General features: G+C 49.3%; 18 protein-coding genes. 4 read left to right on the top strand and 14 right to left on the bottom strand.

Going from position 1 to position 17091, the window contains the following annotated elements; genetic code table 11:
- Nucleotides 1–171 precede the first annotated feature (171 nt).
- Genes miaA through L8G48_RS04820 form a run of 6 tightly spaced genes read right to left on the bottom strand, consistent with a single transcriptional unit; the run spans nt 172 to nt 6316 of the window.
- Nucleotides 172–1122, bottom strand: a complete 951-nt coding sequence (gene miaA / locus L8G48_RS04845) for a tRNA (adenosine(37)-N6)-dimethylallyltransferase MiaA (protein WP_248263482.1) — start codon at nt 1120–1122, stop codon at nt 172–174.
- Complete coding sequence (gene mutL, locus L8G48_RS04840; protein WP_248263481.1) at nt 1115–2812, bottom strand: DNA mismatch repair endonuclease MutL; 1698 nt, start codon at nt 2810–2812, stop codon at nt 1115–1117. The genes miaA and mutL overlap by 8 nt, the downstream gene beginning before the upstream one ends.
- Nucleotides 2812–4122, bottom strand: coding sequence for an N-acetylmuramoyl-L-alanine amidase (locus L8G48_RS04835; RefSeq protein ID WP_248263480.1), 1311 nt, complete (start codon nt 4120–4122; stop codon nt 2812–2814). The genes mutL and L8G48_RS04835 overlap by 1 nt, the downstream gene beginning before the upstream one ends.
- Nucleotides 4119–4577 (bottom strand): tRNA (adenosine(37)-N6)-threonylcarbamoyltransferase complex ATPase subunit type 1 TsaE, encoded by a 459-nt coding sequence (tsaE, locus tag L8G48_RS04830; protein WP_248263479.1) that lies wholly within the window; start codon nt 4575–4577, stop codon nt 4119–4121. The genes L8G48_RS04835 and tsaE overlap by 4 nt, the downstream gene beginning before the upstream one ends.
- Nucleotides 4570–6090 (bottom strand): NAD(P)H-hydrate dehydratase, encoded by a 1521-nt coding sequence (locus L8G48_RS04825; RefSeq protein WP_248263478.1) that lies wholly within the window; start codon nt 6088–6090, stop codon nt 4570–4572. Before L8G48_RS04825 ends, tsaE begins: the two co-directional genes overlap by 8 nt.
- 22 nt (nt 6091–6112) lie before the next feature.
- Nucleotides 6113–6316 carry a YheV family putative zinc ribbon protein gene (locus tag L8G48_RS04820; protein ID WP_248263477.1) on the bottom strand — a complete coding sequence of 68 codons (204 nt, stop codon included), beginning with the start codon at nt 6314–6316 and terminating at the stop codon, nt 6113–6115.
- 81 nt (nt 6317–6397) lie between these two features.
- Here L8G48_RS04820 and L8G48_RS04815 point away from each other — a divergent pair, with 81 nt between their 5' ends.
- Entirely contained in the window at nt 6398–8323 is a 1926-nt protein-coding gene (locus L8G48_RS04815) for an ATP-binding cassette domain-containing protein (RefSeq protein WP_248263476.1), read from the top strand.
- Nucleotides 8320–8556, top strand: coding sequence for a YheU family protein (locus L8G48_RS04810; RefSeq protein ID WP_248263475.1), 237 nt, complete (start codon nt 8320–8322; stop codon nt 8554–8556). Before L8G48_RS04815 ends, L8G48_RS04810 begins: the two co-directional genes overlap by 4 nt.
- Here L8G48_RS04810 and cysQ read toward each other — a convergent pair.
- Together cysQ and nudE are read right to left on the bottom strand one after the other, a co-directional pair.
- On the bottom strand, nt 8528–9340 hold the full coding sequence (gene cysQ, locus L8G48_RS04805) for a 3'(2'),5'-bisphosphate nucleotidase CysQ (RefSeq protein ID WP_248263797.1): 813 nt from the start codon (nt 9338–9340) through the stop codon (nt 8528–8530). The two genes, L8G48_RS04810 and cysQ, sit on opposite strands and share 29 nt — an antisense overlap.
- 11 nt (nt 9341–9351) lie before the next feature.
- Nucleotides 9352–9909 (bottom strand): ADP compounds hydrolase NudE, encoded by a 558-nt coding sequence (gene nudE, locus L8G48_RS04800; protein WP_248263474.1) that lies wholly within the window; start codon nt 9907–9909, stop codon nt 9352–9354.
- Between the two features lie 127 nt (nt 9910–10036).
- Between nudE and sthA the strand changes: the two genes are divergently transcribed.
- Nucleotides 10037–11455: a Si-specific NAD(P)(+) transhydrogenase gene (gene sthA / locus L8G48_RS04795; protein ID WP_248263473.1), complete on the top strand. Its 1419-nt coding sequence runs from the start codon at nt 10037–10039 to the stop codon at nt 11453–11455.
- 6 nt (nt 11456–11461) lie between these two features.
- On the opposite strand, the gene envZ is transcribed toward sthA, so the two are convergent.
- The 4 genes from envZ to L8G48_RS04775 form a co-directional block, all read right to left on the bottom strand.
- Nucleotides 11462–12772, bottom strand: coding sequence for a two-component system sensor histidine kinase EnvZ (gene envZ / locus L8G48_RS04790; RefSeq protein ID WP_248263472.1), 1311 nt, complete (start codon nt 12770–12772; stop codon nt 11462–11464).
- Entirely contained in the window at nt 12772–13497 is a 726-nt protein-coding gene (gene ompR, locus L8G48_RS04785; RefSeq protein WP_248263471.1) for an osmolarity response regulator transcription factor OmpR, read from the bottom strand. The genes envZ and ompR overlap by 1 nt, the downstream gene beginning before the upstream one ends.
- A gap of 57 nt (nt 13498–13554) precedes the next feature.
- Entirely contained in the window at nt 13555–13740 is a 186-nt protein-coding gene (locus L8G48_RS04780; protein WP_248263470.1) for an EAL domain-containing protein, read from the bottom strand.
- 97 nt (nt 13741–13837) lie between these two features.
- A complete protein-coding gene (locus tag L8G48_RS04775; RefSeq protein WP_248263469.1) occupies nt 13838–14092 on the bottom strand; it encodes a DUF4282 domain-containing protein in 255 nt (84 codons plus the stop codon).
- 256 nt (nt 14093–14348) lie between these two features.
- On the opposite strand from L8G48_RS04775, the gene L8G48_RS04770 reads away from it, so the two are divergent.
- The gene (locus tag L8G48_RS04770; RefSeq protein WP_248263468.1) at nt 14349–15347 is read left to right on the top strand and encodes an NADP-dependent oxidoreductase; all 999 of its coding nucleotides are present in this window, start codon (nt 14349–14351) and stop codon (nt 15345–15347) included.
- Nucleotides 15348–15356: 9 nt separating this feature from the next.
- Here L8G48_RS04770 and L8G48_RS04765 read toward each other — a convergent pair whose 3' ends face one another.
- Both L8G48_RS04765 and L8G48_RS04760 read right to left on the bottom strand, forming a co-directional pair.
- Complete coding sequence (locus tag L8G48_RS04765) at nt 15357–15953, bottom strand: response regulator transcription factor (protein ID WP_248263467.1); 597 nt, start codon at nt 15951–15953, stop codon at nt 15357–15359.
- The gene (locus tag L8G48_RS04760) at nt 15950–17032 is read right to left on the bottom strand and encodes a sensor histidine kinase (protein WP_248263466.1); all 1083 of its coding nucleotides are present in this window, start codon (nt 17030–17032) and stop codon (nt 15950–15952) included. The genes L8G48_RS04765 and L8G48_RS04760 overlap by 4 nt, the downstream gene beginning before the upstream one ends.
- Between the last annotated feature and the right edge of the window lie 59 nt (nt 17033–17091).

Here is a 17091-nt window from a genome sequence, read left to right as displayed (position 1 = left end):
ATTCCTTTTTATCGTTATTAATATCCAATGTGTAAACAGTAAGCTACAGCACTGCTAATTTTCAGTTACCTGTAAAGACACACTAGACCAGTAAAGAATTTTTGCAACAAAAAAACAGTAATAATTACTTGTTTAATTGACAATTGGATCTGTGGCCTCAATCGAGTAATTTCAATCCTTACTCTCAAATTTCTTTGCGGGCTGCTGTATTACCTCAAACACTTTCGCTTCCATATCTGACTCGCCCGTCGTCAGCCAATGAACATCAGGCCAGCTTCGTAGCCATGTCATCTGGCGTTTTGCTAATTGCCGGGTTGCGATAATGCCGCGCTCCCGCATTTCGTCATAGCTAAACTCTCCCGCCAGATACTGCCACATTTGTCGATAGCCCACACTGCGTATAGACGGAAGGTTGGGATGCAAATCCCGCCGCGCAAACAGTTCTTTGACTTCGTCCTCGAAAGGTTGCGCCAGCATCTGATCGAACCGTTGTTCAATACGCTCGTGTAAAACATGCCGTTCCGCCGGTGCCACCGCAAATTGATAAATGGGCTTATCCAACTGGCCGTGACGTTCTTTGGTAAGTTCCGTCAGACTTTTACCTGAAAGTTCATACACCTCTAAAGCACGTAATATACGTTGTGGATCGTTCGGATGAATACGTTCGGCACTGACCGGGTCAACTTGTTGCAGCTGATTGTGCAGTTTTGTTAACCCCTTTTCGTGCAGCTCGTCCGTCAACTTTTTGCGTACTTCTACATCCGACTCAGGCAAGTGAGAAAGACCTTCCAGCAAGGCTTTAAAATACAGCATGGTACCGCCAACCAACAACGGCACCTTGCCACGTTGCTGAATGTCCTCAATTAATGCCGAGGCATCTTTTTGAAAGTCTGCGGCCGAATAGGTTTCAGAGGGGTCACGAATGTCCAGTAAATGGTGAGGAACCTGAGCCTGCTCTGCTGCACTTGGTTTAGCCGTACCAATGTTCATGCCCCGGTAAATGAGCGCTGAATCGACCGAAATGATTTCGCAGTCCAGTTGTTCACACAGCGCTAACGATAACGCTGTTTTACCCGACGCTGTGGGCCCGTAAATAGCAATGACCGCATCTTTGCTATGCATTCGTTTCTCCCGGTAGCGGCAATTTTTGCAGTACACCCGGTGTTTCAGATAACTGCGAACGCCACTGAACAAGCCAGTGTTCAGCCTGGGTCAAGCTGTATGACTCAAGGCCGGAAAAGTGCGCCAGCCAGCTAGCCAGTTCTTTGCAATCAGCGCCTTCAGTCAGTAACTTCAATAATTCGGTAAAGCCACTCACCACATTACCCTGACGCAGCATTTCCGGCATTTGCTCAATAATGACCTGCCCACGCTGGCATTGATACACCACCCCGCACTGGTTAAGCTCCTGTTGCGGCCACTGGCTCGCCGGACTGGGTAAGTTCTCTAAATTGACAGAAACCGGCACTAACAACGGTTGTCCATTGAGCCCGCCCTCCAGCTGTTGAGTCAGCTTTTGGCTCACGCACTGGGTATGCACCTTAGCGAGGTTCAACCAGGCCAGGCTTTGTTCATTTCGGATGAGCGCATAAATGCCATTAAAAACGGTGAGTACCCGCCAGTTCTGCTCAGTATTTGGCTCTGTATTTTGTACCTGCGCAGCATTTGGCAGCAGCGACCCGGACGCTTTTCTTTCACCTAAAAAACTTGAGTCTGAAGCCCCTGAATATGAGCCTACTGATGAGATCGATGCCGGTGGCTGAGAGCCGTAATGATGCTGATGACTCACCGCCAACTGCGGGCTTTCTGATGAAACCAACTGCGCCAGCGCCTGCTCAATACGCGCCAGAATAAAGTCATGTACTTGCCGCTGGCGATGAAAGCGAACTTCGTGTTTTGCCGGATGCACATTCACATCCACTTGCTCAGCCGGCAATTCAAAATACAGCACAAAGGTTGGCACCCGCTCATTCGGCAAATACTTTTCATAGGCCTGGCGTACAGCATGCGACAAAAGCTTGTCACGCATCATACGGCCATTCACAAAGAAGTGCTGGATGTCACCCTGGTGCCGGCAATGCTCAGGAGGCACCAGCCATCCCTTTAAATGAAACTCGGCATCAACCGCATCGATAGTTGATGCCTGCCCGGCAAAGCCACTACCACAAATTTTAGCCAGTCGTTGCAGCTGCTGTTTTTCATTCAGCGCCGGCGGAAACAGTCGAACCGACTTACCGTTATGATTCAGCTGAAAACCAACCTCAAACCGGCTCAACGCAATGCGTTTTATAACGTCATCAATGTGACTGAATTCCGTTTTTTCTGTGCGTAAAAACTTACGTCTTGCCGGCGTGTTAAAAAACAAGTCCTGAATGTCAATCGTGGTGCCGTCAGGATGAGCCGCCGGTTCAATGTTAACCTGCATATCACGACCTTCAGCCCACGCTTGCCAGGCTTCTTCTTGCTCAGGTGGTTTTGATATTAAACGCAAGCGGGATACCGAACTGATACTGGCAAGGGCTTCACCGCGAAAGCCAAGGCTGCCAATATGCTCTAAATCGTCCAGGCTTTTTATTTTGCTGGTCGCATGGCGACTTAACGCCAGCGTCAGCTCTTGTTTAAAAATACCACTGCCGTTATCGCGGATTCTTATGCGCTTGCTGCCGCCCTGCTCTATATCCAGTACTAACTGGGTTGCGCCAGCATCCAATGCATTTTCGACTAACTCTTTAACCACCGAAGAAGGACGCTCGACCACTTCACCGGCAGCAATTTGATTGGCAAGTTCTATCGGTAACTGGTGAATGGTCATCAGCGACTCGGAATCGTGAGCTTTTGACCAATATTCAGCGTATTACTGGTCAGGCTGTTCTCAGACTTAATCGCTTTAACCGTGGTGTTGTAACGCTGAGCCAGCACTGATAAAGAATCGCCCGACTTCACCGTATAGGTAAAACTGCTTTGGTTCGCCAAATAAGTATTATCTATTGGGTTACTGACGAAATACCGGCGAATACCGTTATAAAGCGCCCGGGCCAATTTTTGCTGGTGGGCATTACTGGTTAGCAATTGTTCTTCCCGGGGGTTAGAAATAAACCCGGTTTCCACCAGCAAAGAAGGCTTATCAGGAGATTTCAATACCGCAAAACTTGCCGCCTGTGGAGTCTTTTTATGCATTTTTGTCACCACCGACATCTCGTCAATAATATGTTTCGCAGCCGCATAAGCACCAGCAATAGAGCTGTCCATTGACATGTCCAACAACGTCTCTGCCAAATAGGGTTCGTGCCCGTTCTTACTAAGAATATCGGTGACACCACCGAGTTGCTCCGACTGCTGTTCACGGTTCTCCAGCCAACGACCCACCTCGGATTCCGCCCGACGTTTTGATAACACCCAAACCGAACCACCGCTGGGCTGGGGAGTGCGAAACGCATCAGCGTGAATCGACACAAAAAAGTCAGCTTTAACATCCCAGGCCTTCTGTGGACGCTCATGAAGGCCTAAATAGTAGTCACCGGTACGAATCAAATAGGCCTGCATACCGGGGTCGTCATTAATCAGCTTAGCCAAGGCACGCGCAATACGAATAACGACATGCTTTTCAAAGGTGCCTCGCGGGCCGATAGAACCCGGATCATCACCGCCATGTCCGGCATCTATAGCCACGGTTATACGTCTGTCTTTCAATTCTGAAACCGATTTTGCCGGGCCGCTGCGTTCTATTGACTTACCGGGTAAATCAATGACTAAACGATCTTTGTACGACTCATTAGCGGGCAGGGTAAACAGGTTAGCGTCGCTTTTAGAATCCAGCTCAATAACAATGCGTGTGCTGCGTGCATTCTTAGGCGAACTGGTCCGTATTTTATCGACCAGCAGCGATTCTTTACCCAAGTTATCCAGGGGCGCTTTAAGTGAGGTATTATTAAAATCAATCACCAAACGATAAGGCTTTTGCTGATAAAGGGTAAAATACGAGTAATCTGGTGTATCAGACAGGTCGAAGACCACCCGCGTTTTCTCCGGAGATGGCCATACCCGTACGCTGTCTACACTGTTATCTGCCCATGCCCACAAAGGAACACAAGCAAACAGAAACACCCAAAATCGCTTCATCATAAGGTTCTAATTATTTTTTTCCCGGCTTCAGTTCGCGCACTGAACGTCATTTTACGTCCATTGCCAGCATACTCGATTTGGACCTCGATGTCCGCCCCGGGCAGCCAGCCAAAGCCTTTGTCGGGCCATTCTATAAAATTTAGCGTATCCTCGGCAAAATAATCCCGAATTCCCATGTATTCAAGTTCTTCCGGGTCGGCCAGCCGGTACAAATCAAAGTGGTGAATGCGCCACCCCTGCAACTGATAAGGCTCTACCAAAGTATAAGTCGGGCTTTTAACCGCACCCTCATGGCCTAAAGACTGAATAACACCGCGGCAAAACGCGGTTTTTCCTGCACCCAGTTCACCTTTCAGGTAGACCACCAACGGCGCTCGTAAAACGCTTGAAAATTTCTTCGCAAGCGCCAGCGTTTGCTCTTCATCGGCTAACTCACATTTATATACCTCAGTCATCGTCCCTTCCATATCCATTGACCAAACGCCGTATATAAGGCAACAAATCCGAGGCTATGGTTCCCCGCTCGCCGTTTTTTCCTGCCGCTTCGCCCGCCATGGCATGCCATAACGTGCCGGCGATTAATGCTTGCGCCGGAGCCATTCTTTGTGCCACTAAACCACTGATAAGCCCAGTCAGGAGATCCCCCATTCCGCCTGACGCCATTGCCGGGGATCCTCTGTCAATCAGGCAGTTACCACTGTCTGTCACCAGCAGTGAACCGGCCCCTTTCAGCAACACCTGAGCACCGTATTTTTCACGCAGCTGTGTTGTTGCCGCGAAACGGTCTGCCGCAATGTCATCGGTGGTGGTTTGCAATAATCTGGCGGCTTCTCCGGGGTGCGGCGTCAGCAATAGTTTTTGCGACTTGGTGGGGTTACTGGCCAGTAAATTCAGTCCATCCGCATCAATGACTTTCAATATGTCGGTTTTCATCACCTTTGAAAAAACATTCTGACTCCAGTCGCTCTGGCCCAACCCCGGCCCCAGCGCAACGACTGAGGCCTGGCTCAACAGAGGCTGCAGCGCCTCTACGTCACCAATGCCATGCACCATTGCTTCTGGCTGCGCTGCTGCAACAGTAGCTTGCACATCGGGGTGGCAGGCCACTGAAACTTTACCGGCGCCTGCGCGCAACGCCGATTGCATAGCCAGTATTACCGCCCCCGACATGCCTGGTTGCCCGCCAACAATCAACACATGCCCTTGCTCACCTTTGTGAGTGCAGCGCTCCCGGGCAGGCAGCCAGTCGCCGGGTGCGCCCGCGTCCAGCCGAAACCAGTCGGCGTCATTTTGCTGCTGAAAGCGCTTGCCAATGCCTAAATCTTCTAACACCAGCTCACCGGTGTGATCTTGCGCTTTACCGGTCAACAAACCGCGTTTTAGTGCCACCAGCGTGACGGTCAGATGAGCACGCACAGCCGCTCCGGGGACATGGCCGTTATCCGCATTCAGCCCCGAGGGTACATCAATTGAAATCACCGGTGTGGTACTGCCATTAACGCGCTGCACCCAGGTAACCGGCTCACCCTCAAGCGCCCGATTCAATCCAACACCGAATAGCGCATCAACCACGACATCAAAGTGCTCCGGCGCGCAGTCAGCTAAGCTTCTTTCGCTTCCACCCTGCGCCCGCCAGGCTGAGCGAGCCCGGTGCGCATCGGATTCTATCGGCTTTAGCAATTCAGTATCTGGCTTTAAGGCAAACACCTGTACCTGATAACCGGCTTCCTGAGCCAGCCGCGCGACAATATAACCGTCACCGCCGTTGTTGCCTTCACCGCAACACACGGCAATGCGTGCGGGAGCCGGAAAATGCTGCTTTAATTGTCGGAAAACAGCTTTGCCGGCAGCCGTCATTAACTGTGTCATGCTTATTGAACAGGCTTCAGCGGCTTTTTTTTCACCTTGCTGCACTTGCTCTACGCGATAGAGGCAATGGCTAAACTGGTTGTTATCGGTATTTGTCATAATGGCTTCCTGAATAGTTGGCTTAGTCTGGTTTAAACACACCAATGACCTGGTCAAACTGACGCTGGCTGCCACCACCTTGCTCTTTGGGCTCACTGAACCGGTGCTTACATTGCACACACTCAACTTGTTCGGTATCGTTTTCGACAAACAGCATGAGCGTATCCATGGCATCGCATTTAGGGCAAACAGCCCCGGCAATAAATCGTTTCTTTTCTCTAGCCACAACAGCTCCTGTGTTAGAATTGTGAGCAGAACAGTTCTATGATACCGCAGCTGAACAGCTGCACAAAATGAAGAGTAGTTTATGATCCGTGCTGAAGCTATCACCTTATTGCGTGGCGGTGATGTTTTATTTGAAGACAGCGACTTACACGTTTTCCCGGGACACCGTGTTGGCCTGGTCGGCCGCAATGGCTGTGGAAAGTCCTCTCTGTTTGCCTTATTAAGAGGCGAGCTCAGTGCTGACGGCGGCAATATTCATCTGCCCGCCAACTGGCACATAGCCAGCGTGGCACAAGACACGCCAGCGTTAGACAAGGCCGCCATTGATTACGTCATGGACGGTGATACCGAGTTTCGTCAGTTAGAAACACAATTGACCCAGGCGGAAGCTGACAATAACGGTGAAGCCATTGCCAATTGCCATGACAAACTTGCAGGCATCGGAGCCTACGACATTCAACCCAGAACCGCCAGTCTCATGGCCGGTCTTGGTTTTACTCAAGAGCAACTGCAACAGCCGGTAAAAGCGTTTTCCGGAGGCTGGCGCATGCGTCTTAACCTGGCACAAGTGTTGATAGCCCGCGCCGATTTAATGCTGTTGGATGAGCCCACCAACCATTTGGACGTTGATGCCATTTTCTGGCTGGAGAGCTGGCTCAAACAATATGACGGAACCCTGCTGCTCATTTCACACGACCGTGATTTTCTCGACTCTGTTACCACCGATATTATTCATATTGAACATAAAAAACTGAACAGCTACCGCGGTAACTATTCCCAGTTTGAGCACCAGCGTGCCGAACACATAGCACAGCAGCAAAGCGAATATGAAAAGTCACAAGTGATGCGCCAGCACTTGCAGGCCTACGTTGACCGCTTCCGTTATAAAGCCAGCAAAGCCAAACAGGCACAAAGCCGCTTAAAAGCTATTGAGAAGTTACCCAGTCAAGCACCGCTTCGGGCTGAAAGTGGTATCGACTTTCATTTTTTAACGCCGGATAAACTGCCCAACCCGCTACTCACTCTGCGCGATGCCAAAGCGGGTTATGGCGACACCACCATTCTGGAGCACATTAAACTGAACCTGGTACCTGGTACCCGACTGGGGCTACTTGGCCGAAACGGCGCCGGTAAATCGACCCTGATTAAACTGCTGGCCGGTGAGCTAGAGCCTATGGCCGGGGAAAGGTTGGTTAACCCGGGGCTGAGCATTGGCTATTTTGCTCAGCATCAGCTGGAAACGCTGGACTTGTCAGCTTCTGCCCTGTTGCATTTACAACGCATGGATAACCAGGCCAGTGAGCAAAAGCTGCGCGACTTTTTGGGCGGCTTTGGTTTTTCCGGTGATCAGGCAACGCGCTCGGTTGAGCCTATGTCCGGTGGTGAAAAAGCAAGGCTGGCATTAGCCCTTATTATTTATCAACGCCCGAATCTGTTGTTACTGGATGAGCCCACCAACCATCTGGATCTTGGCTTACGTGATGCTCTGGTCGCTGCTTTGCAGGAATACGAAGGCGCGTTAATTGTGGTCTCGCACGATCGCCATTTACTGCGCACTACCGTTGATGAATTTTGTCTGGTAGCCAACCGCAAAGCAGAAACTTTCGACGGCGATTTAGATGCTTATCATGACTGGCTGCAACAACAGGCCGCTAACGACAAACGCAGCGAAAAAAGTAGCGAGTCATCGGCCGGGAAGCAACGCGACGATCGCAAACAACAAAAAAGGCTGGAAGCCGAAGCGCGACAAAAAACCAAACCACTGCGTCAGCAAATAGAAAAAGCAGAGAATAGCATTCACACGCTGGAGCTGAAATTAGCTGAGCTTCACCAGCAGCTGAGTGACGGCAGTTTGTACGACGAGGCTAACAAAGCCAGGTTGCAGAAGTTGCTGGACCAACAGACGCAGGCACAAAAAGACCTGCAACATCAGGAAAACCTCTGGATGACGGCAGAAGAGGAACTCGAAGAATTAACGGAAAAGTTACAGCAAACGGAGGACAAATGATTATTCCGTGGCAGGAAGTTGATCAGGAAACGTTGGACAATTTACTGGAGTCCATTGTACTGCGAGAAGGAACCGATTACGGCAGTCAAGAGCTGAACTTCGATACAAAAGTCGAGCAGTTAAAGCAACAGCTGAAATCCGGCGCTGCCGTAATTGTCTACTCTGAATTGCACGAGAGCGTTGATGTTGTCGACAAAGACAGCGTTACCGGAAACGGGGCTGACGGGCAATAAATATCTCGTTCCAGGGAACACTTTGGTCACCCAGAACCAAAAAGTTGGGGTTTAACAAGCTAACGGTAAGGTTGTAGGTAATGGGCTCGAAGTTTTCATTCACAATACGCCCGCCGGCTTCTCCGACAATGACCTGACAAGCCGCCGTATCCCACTCCCCCGTTGGCCCCAGCCGTAAAAAGCAGTCGGCTTTGCCTTCGGCGATAAAACAGGCTTTTAATGAACAACTCCCGGTGGGCAGCGCCTGAATTTCACGTTTTGTCTGTAACCTATTAAACACGGGCTCTCTTGCCTGCTGCCGGCTGATTGCGATGGTGATAGGATCGGTTTGCGGATCATTAAATTTGTGCACCTGAATAGATTGGTGCTCCAGTGCATCCTGCTTGAATGCACCCGCGCCTTTTTCGGCGTAATACAAGGTTTCACCGACCGGCCAGAAAATAACGCCAATAACCGGTTCATTGTTTTCCACATAAGCAATATTGACGGCAAAGTCGCCGGAACGGGCAATAAACTCCTGAGTACCGTCTATCGGGTCAATAATGAAGTAAGCATTCCACTGACGACGCTCGTTATAGTTCTGGTGCTCGCTTTCTTCAGAAATAACTGGAATGCCCGGAAACGATTGCTTCAGACGGTCTTCAATCAGTTCGCTGGCGACAAGGTCAGCAGTGGTTACCGGTGAGTCATCGGTTTTTTCTGAGGTACTGTAGTCGCGCCGTTCATACATCGACAGAACGACACCACCGGCTTCTATCGCAATGTCTTTGAGTCGCTCCAGCATGTTTGCTGCCACTACCGCTCCCCGGCCTGATTGCGTAAAAACATTAACAACGCGGCGACACTCCGGGCTTCGGAAAAGTCCGGCTGAGCCAGCAAGTTATCAATATCGCCGATAGACCAGGTGACTTTTTCCAGCGGCTCGGGCTCATCGCCCGGCAAACTCTCGGGGTATAAATCGCGAGCAACGAACACGCTCATTTTGGCTGAAAAAAACTGAGGCGCTAAGCTCAATTCCATTAAAAACTCAAGTTCGTGACTACCGTACCCAACTTCTTCTTTCAGCTCTCGCTGAGCCGCTTGTTCCGGGGTTTCGCCCTGATCGATAAGCCCTTTGGGAAAGCCCAACTGATAATCGTGCAGACCCGCTGCATACTCGCGAATCAGTAATAAAGTGTCATCATCCATACACGGGACAATCATCACTGCGCCGCGACCACTGCCTTTCATACGCTCAAACTGGCGCTGCTCCCCATTACTGAACTTGAGGTCGACCGCTTCGACACGCATTAGGCGGCTTTGCGCGACAACGCGGCGGGATAAAATTTGCGGGGCTTGTTTTTCTTTACTCATACAACAGATCCAAGTCATTATCTCTCTTTACTATAACGACTCTGCGCACAGAAAACAGTGTCAATTTACGCTTTTCTTATACAGTGCTATTATTTGAAGCCTGTCCCCCCGTAGTGAAGCGAACAATATGACTGCAATACAGCCTGAAACCGAAACTGAATACGATGTGGTTATCATTGGTACTGGTCCCGGCGGCGAAGGCGCTGCCATGCAGTTGGCCAAAAATGGTTATAACGTAGCCATAGTAGAAAAGCACAAAGCCCCGGGCGGCGGTTGCACTCACTGGGGTACCATCCCTTCTAAAGCTTTACGACATTCGGTTAGCCGTTTAATTGAATACAATAATAACCCGTTATTTTCCGGGCCGGGCTGGCAAAGCGGCATTACGTTCAGCCACATACTGCATTACGCCGAGTCGGTTATTCGTAAGCAAGTGAAACTGCGCAGTTCGTTTTATGATCGCAATGGTGTGACGGTGTTATACGGCAGTGCCTCATTTTTAGATAAAAACCGAATTCGGGTGACTAAGCTGGATGGCTCTGTCGATGATTTGATAACAAAGCACGTGGTCCTTGCCACCGGGTCACGGCCTTATAACCCAAAAGATGTCGACTTTTTGCACCCCCGAATTTACGACTCCGACAAAGTTTTGTCGTTGTCTCACGAACCGAAAACTATTTTGATTTATGGTGCCGGTGTCGTTGGCAGCGAATATGCCAGTATATTCCGCGGTATGGGCGTAAAAGTCGACTTGGTTAATCAACGCGAACGGTTGTTGTCGTTCCTTGATGCAGAGATTTCCGATGCGCTGAGTTATCACTTACGCAACAGCGGTGTCGTTATTCGCCATAACGAAGAGTATGAGAGCATTACCGGCTACGAAGACAAAGTGGTTATGAAAACCAAGTCCGGTAAAACCATGACCGCTGACTGTATGCTATTTGCTAACGGTCGCTCGGGCAACGTTGAAGAACTTGACTGCGAAGCTGTCGGACTGGAGCCAAACTACCGCGGACAACTGGAAGTCGATGAAAACTATAAAACCGCAGTCGATAACATATACGCCGTAGGCGACATTATCGGTTACCCCAGTTTAGCCAGTGCCGCTTACGATCAAGGCCGTATATGCGCTACCGCGATTATTAACGGCAGCTGTGACGAAGAGTTAATCAGTGATATCCCCACCGGCATTTATACCATTCCGGAAATTAGCTCAGTCGGTAAAACCGAAGAAGAACTGACCGAAATGAAAGTGCCTTATGAAGTCGGTCGCGCTCAGTTCAAACACCTTGCCCGTGCGCAAATATCAGGCGCTGATGTCGGTTGTCTAAAACTGTTATTTCATCGTGAAACCCGCGAACTGCTGGGCCTTCATTGCTTCGGTGAGCGCGCTTCCGAAATCATACACATTGGTCAGGCCATTATGGAGCAGAAGAACGGTGGTAACACCATCGACTACTTCGTTAATACCACGTTTAACTATCCGACCATGGCCGAAGCCTACCGCGTAGCGGCGCTTAACGGTATTAATCGTTTGCTGCAGTAAGTTAAATTATTGCCGCTGCTGATACAGCGGCAACTCTATTCTGACGCATAAGCCGCCTTGCGGGCGGTTTTGCAGTTTGATGTTGCCATCGTGGCGGTCAACAATACGCTTAATAATCGCTAACCCGAGTCCGGAGCCTACGCCACCACGCGCTTTATCACCCTGAGTAAAAGGCTCAAATAAATTTTCCTGCTGCTTTTCGGGAATACCCGGCCCGTCATCGGCGACCCGGAACCAGACCCGCTTTTGTTTTTTATCGTGCCCTGAACTGATCACAACCCGGTGCTTGCCATAACGCTCGGCATTTTCCAACAAATTAATGAGTACCCGCTTCATTGATAACGGCCGCAACCAAACTCTCGGCAACAAACCTAACTCTAAATCGAACTGCTTCGTCCAGTTATCCGGCACATTCGCTACCGTTTGTTCAATCAACTCATTCAGCGACTCTCTACTACTGTGCTCTTGTTGGTCGAGGCGAACATAATCAATAAACTGATCGATGATATCGTTCATATCATCAATGTCTTCGACAATACCCTGTGCCAGGGATTCATCTTCCTGAGGCATCATTTCAGCGGCCAGACGAATACGGGTCAACGGTGTTCTCAAGTCATGAGAAACCCCGGCCATCAAAAGGTTACGGTCATTTTCCAGTTCTCGGATACCACGCGACATTTGGTTAAACGCTCGGGTTACAGCCATGATTTCACTTGCGCCTTTTTCAGCCAGTTGCTCAGGAAACTCGCCCCGCCCTACCCGACGAGCGGACTCTTCCAGCGCTTTTAATGGACGGTTCAGCCAATTAGCAAATAGCATTCCGCCAAGAACACTCAAAAGCCCAATCAGTACCAGGTACAACACTAATGGCGAAAACTGACCTTGCTGCATACTTTCCAACGGCACCCGTATCCAAAAATTCGGTGCCCGGGGTGTTTTAACCCACAAGTAAAACGCTTGTCCCTGCGCAATTCGTACCTTTGATTCGCCGCCCAGCATGTCGCTCATGTCGTCCGACAAATAACCATAATACGTCGAATTACCCAGCCCTTGCTGCGCCGCTTCAGCATCGTTGAACACCTCAATGCCGGTAGCCTCGGCGTAATGGGACATTAACTCCGGCTCAGTTCCGGCAAGATGCTGACGGGGGATAAACATGGTGCGGATATGTTTAGCCACCAGTTCATTAATTTGCTCAATGGAAGGTTTGACAACGTAATTACTGACCATCACGTAAGAAATCAACTGATTAATAAGCAAAACTAAAGCCAGCAGCGCAACCGTGCGGGCAAATGCTGACTTAGGAAAGAGTTTCATCAGGACTTCAGTTGACCGTCCGGTACAAATACATAACCTAAACCCCAGACCGTTTGTATATAACGGGGCTTGGTGGGATCGACTTCCAGCATACGCCGTAACCGTGACACCTGCACATCAATAGAGCGCTCCAGTGCACTGTAGTCACGGCCACGAGCCAGATGCATTAACTTGTCGCGGGAGAGCGGTTGCCGGGCATTGCTCACTAACGCTTTAAGTACCGCGAACTCGCCACTGGTTAAAGGCATGGGAGTCTCGTCACGAAACATCTCACGGGTTCCCAGGTTTAACCGGAACTCGCCAAAGGTAACCTCCTGATCTTCCTGCGACGGCGCGCCCGGAACCTCGGCTCCCCGGCGCCGCAATACGGCTCTGACCCTGGCTAACAGCTCGCGTGGATTAAAAGGCTTCGCCAAATAATCATCAGCGCCTAATTCCAGACCAATAATACGATCAACTTCGTCGCCTTTGGCGGTCAACATAATAATTGGCAGGTTGTTGCCCTGGCTACGCAAACGCTTGCAAATAGACAGTCCATCTTCGCCCGGCAGCATCAGGTCTAATACCAGCAGATTAAAGTTTTCCCGGTTCAACAAGCGATCCATTTGCTCTGAGTCTTGTGCAACCCGGACCTGAATATTTTGCTCTGTAAGATAGCGTTCCAGCAAGCTGCGTAGTCTTGCGTCGTCATCCACCACCAAAATTTTTAATGTTTCCTGCATCATCAGTTTTGTTTTCCAAGCTGCTACGCCTTAACCATAAAGATACACCGACTGGTGGTTTTATAGAAGTCGGCTTCTGTTAGCAAATGTTTCAGTATTGAGCCAATAGCTGATTAATTCTGGCCGGGCAAAGTAGTATCCCTGATAGCAAAAGCATCCCATTTGCTGAAGCTTGTTTAGGTGTGCTTCGGTTTCCACGCCCTCAGCAATAATGTCTAAATCCAGAATAGCAAAAAGGTTTCGCATGAGGGAAACACCCAAAACAAAGGCCCTTCCATTAAAGGGCCGCGCAACATATAGAAAAGTTGCGTGAAGAAGTGTTTTCGTTTTTTATTTCTATAATTTATTTCTTCCGAAGGTCCTGCAGAGCTTCATTCATTTTAAACAGAACTATCAGTAGTTCACACCAGATTCGGGCACCCACTGCACCAGCTACAGCATAAAATATTCCAATAAGGAAGCTGCTGAAAGTAAAGCCTTCGAACCCGGCAAACATTGTGCCGATTCCACCGATGACCGCAGCCAAAAGTAAAATCCAGTATACGAAGGTAATAATCTTCGGTGTCAGCATATTGTTGAAAAATAGTGCGTCTTTCATTTTTATCTCCTTGTTATATAAACGTAAACAGTTTTTATAGTAAGAAAAGAATAAGCCAACACAGTTTACGCAATGCCTGATATCCTTTTCAGAACAGCAACTATCGTTTTGATATTAATCGACTTAGATGCAGTTCACAATATCCGGCAACTACTGTTTACAAAAGAAAGGGATAAATCTCACAAGATTGACCTTTCATTCACCAATCAGAGTAACCATATAAGGAATATACATATTTTAATAAAAAGGAAACTCTATGAGCACTTATAAAGCCATTAACCTGATTAAACGCCCCCAGCCAGGCCCGGTCTCGGCCGACGTATTTGAAGTCGTGGAAAAGGAACTGCCTGAGGTCAGCTCGGGCGAAATGCTGATTAAACAGACTCAAATGTCGCTCGACCCTGCCATGTTCGGCTGGATGAGCCCGGACACTGAAAGTTACATTCCACCGGTTGAACTTGGCACCGTCATGCGCAGCTCGGGTGTCGGCGAGGTTATTGAAAGTAACCATCCTGACTTTAGCGTGGGTGATCGCGTTATGGGCATGATGGGTTGGCAAGAATATGCGCTGAGTAATGGCCAGGGCACTAACAAGGTGCAGGCCGAGGTGCCTGACGAGACCGTACTGTCGGTATTTGCTCTGCCTGGATTAACCGCTACCCAGGGGCTGTTCAATGTCGGCAAACCGCAGCAAGGCGAAACTCTGGTAGTTACAGGTGCCGCTGGTTCGGTAGGTTCTATCGTCGGACAACTGGCTAAAGCCGAAGGTCTTACCGTTATTGGTGTGGTCGGCAGCGACGAAAAAGCCAACTGGATAGTGAACGAGTTAGGGTTTGATGGTGCCATTAACTATAAAGGCGGCGATTTAGACGACCAGCTAACCAAACTGACCCCTGACGGCATCGACTTGTACTTTGAAAACACCGGCGGCCCCATTCAAAACCGGGTCATTGACCGCATGAACGCGCACGGTCGTGTAGTGGTTTGCGGCATGATAGCCGACTACGACAAGGCCGTGCCGAGTCCGGGGCCAAGCTGGGTACCTGTGATTAAAAAGCGCTTAACCATTCAGGGCTTCACCATGCCGGACCATTTTGACGAGGTTCCAAGCTTACTGGGTAAATTAACACCATATGTTCAAGCCGGAAAAATCCAGTATCGCTCGCATGTATTGGAAGGACTGGAGTCAGCCATTGAGGGATTGAACCTGTTCTTTAGCGGTGACAACAAAGGCAAACTAATAGTTAAGTTATAAACCGGGCTATTATAACCAACCTTTCTGATGGGCAATACGAGCTGCCTCAGTACGATTACTGGCATGCAGCTTATTAATTGCCTCGGAAAGGTAGTTACGCGCGGTACCTTCTGCAATAAAAAGTTGCTTAGCAATAGCTTGCGTACTTAATCCCTGCCCAGCCAAACGCAGTGCCTTACGCTCCTTTTCAGTTAACGGGTCGTGCTGGCCTAAAGCTTGTAATAAAAGCTCATTGCTGATGACTTGTTCGCCCCGGCTAACTCGCTGCAGTGAGGTGATCAATTCATTAATTGGCGCATCTTTGAGTAGAAACCCACGGACGCCCGCATCAATAGCCCGCTTAATATAGCCCGCACGATTAAAAGTAGTGATAATAACTGAGCGCATTTGAGGATTTTCTTGTCGTGCCCACTGTACGAGCTCTAAACCCGACATATAGGGCATTTCAATGTCGCTCAGTAGCACGTCATAATCGTGTTTTTGTAACTTTTCCTGAGCATCAAGGCCATCAACAGCTTCATCAACCTCGTAGTCAGACTCCAGTCGCAGTAAACTGGCTAAGGCCGTCCTTACCATAGCTTGATCTTCGGCTAAGAAAATTCTCATACGGATTGCTCCGTAAATTTGGGGAACTGTAGACCCACCCTACAACCTTTATTGGTTGATATTGCCATTGAACCGCCCAAGTTTTCTATTCTGCGTTCTACACCACTTAAACCATTACCTGCGCTAACAGTCTGGCAATTACCGTTATCTGTTACGTTTATAACGTAAATGTCGGAGCTTTCGTCAAAGTGAATGAGGCACTGCTCGCCATTGCTGTGGCGAATAATATTGGTTACCAATTCGGTTATCGCTAAGACTAATGCGGTTTCGCGCTGTTCATCAATAATAGGAGGTTTGCCGGTGATAAAAGTACGGAAACCTGCGTCTTTTAAGCGTTGCTCAAGCCGCCGTAACTCAAGCGATAACCCGCCATGCCTATAACCCGACACACTTTGCCGTACCTGAGACAGGCTTTCACGGGCGATATCACTGAGTTCGGCAAGCTGTACAGACGCTTCATCGTAACGTTGTTTCGCGAGCTGAGCCTGAGCAAGGTCAGACTTCAAAATAACGCTGGAAAGGGTATGGCCCAGAATATCGTGCAAGTCGCGTGCTATTCGCTCGCGCTCAACACTGGTTGCCAGGCGCTCTATCTCCTGCGCGTCACGTTGTTGTTCCTCAGCATGGCGTTGTCTAAGCCGCTCTACCCGACCAAAAACAGAAACCGTACCGACAATGGCAACGCCATAGGGCAAGAAGAGATCCCAGCGGGTACCCGGACCAAAATGAAAAACCGCTAAAGTTAGAACTAAGCCGCTAAAACCGGCAATAGCGACCTGCCAACTGTAGGCGAAAGCGATAAAAAAGCCGACATAGCTAAAAAGCGCAATAGACCCTGGGTTCATTGGAGTCACTGCACAAGCAATAAAATACATACCAAGAATTGGCCATAGCATTTGCTCGCGTGGCACAAAATAACAACGGTAATAAAAACCGACAAAAACAAACATTGCCACCACCATGATGACAATTTCCCGAACCGGATAAGGGAAAAGCACCATCGGCAAAATATAGAAGCCCAGGTTAAAAAGATAAATCCAGGCGTGCTTTTGTTCTCGCGTCAGTTGGCTGTGCGACATAGTTTCACGTAGTGCGAAATAGCACCGCTAATTGTTATTCAATGCTTTTATTATGGCTG

The organism is Idiomarina aminovorans (genome assembly GCF_023155095.1).
GTDB classification, from domain to species: domain Bacteria; phylum Pseudomonadota; class Gammaproteobacteria; order Enterobacterales; family Alteromonadaceae; genus Idiomarina; species Idiomarina aminovorans.
Note: the sequence above shows the minus strand (reverse complement) of the source record. Positions and strands in the feature narration are given on the sequence as shown.

Bases quoted from the DNA above. Each gene is read 5' to 3' on its own strand.
- miaA (WP_248263482.1), bottom strand. From the start codon at position 1,122: ATGCATAGCAAAGATGCGGTCATTGCTATTTACGGGCCCACAGCGTCG.
- mutL (WP_248263481.1), bottom strand. From the start codon at position 2,812: ATGACCATTCACCAGTTACCGATAGAACTTGCCAATCAAATTGCTGCC.
- L8G48_RS04835 (WP_248263480.1), bottom strand. From the start codon at position 4,122: ATGATGAAGCGATTTTGGGTGTTTCTGTTTGCTTGTGTTCCTTTGTGG.
- tsaE (WP_248263479.1), bottom strand. From the start codon at position 4,577: ATGACTGAGGTATATAAATGTGAGTTAGCCGATGAAGAGCAAACGCTG.
- L8G48_RS04825 (WP_248263478.1), bottom strand. From the start codon at position 6,090: ATGACAAATACCGATAACAACCAGTTTAGCCATTGCCTCTATCGCGTA.
- L8G48_RS04815 (WP_248263476.1), top strand. From the start codon at position 6,398: ATGATCCGTGCTGAAGCTATCACCTTATTGCGTGGCGGTGATGTTTTA.
- L8G48_RS04810 (WP_248263475.1), top strand. From the start codon at position 8,320: ATGATTATTCCGTGGCAGGAAGTTGATCAGGAAACGTTGGACAATTTA.
- cysQ (WP_248263797.1), bottom strand. From the start codon at position 9,340: ATGCTGGAGCGACTCAAAGACATTGCGATAGAAGCCGGTGGTGTCGTT.
- nudE (WP_248263474.1), bottom strand. From the start codon at position 9,909: ATGAGTAAAGAAAAACAAGCCCCGCAAATTTTATCCCGCCGCGTTGTC.
- sthA (WP_248263473.1), top strand. From the start codon at position 10,037: ATGACTGCAATACAGCCTGAAACCGAAACTGAATACGATGTGGTTATC.
- envZ (WP_248263472.1), bottom strand. From the start codon at position 12,772: ATGAAACTCTTTCCTAAGTCAGCATTTGCCCGCACGGTTGCGCTGCTG.
- ompR (WP_248263471.1), bottom strand. From the start codon at position 13,497: ATGATGCAGGAAACATTAAAAATTTTGGTGGTGGATGACGACGCAAGA.
- L8G48_RS04780 (WP_248263470.1), bottom strand. From the start codon at position 13,740: ATGCGAAACCTTTTTGCTATTCTGGATTTAGACATTATTGCTGAGGGC.
- L8G48_RS04775 (WP_248263469.1), bottom strand. From the start codon at position 14,092: ATGAAAGACGCACTATTTTTCAACAATATGCTGACACCGAAGATTATT.
- L8G48_RS04770 (WP_248263468.1), top strand. From the start codon at position 14,349: ATGAGCACTTATAAAGCCATTAACCTGATTAAACGCCCCCAGCCAGGC.
- L8G48_RS04765 (WP_248263467.1), bottom strand. From the start codon at position 15,953: ATGAGAATTTTCTTAGCCGAAGATCAAGCTATGGTAAGGACGGCCTTA.
- L8G48_RS04760 (WP_248263466.1), bottom strand. From the start codon at position 17,032: ATGTCGCACAGCCAACTGACGCGAGAACAAAAGCACGCCTGGATTTAT.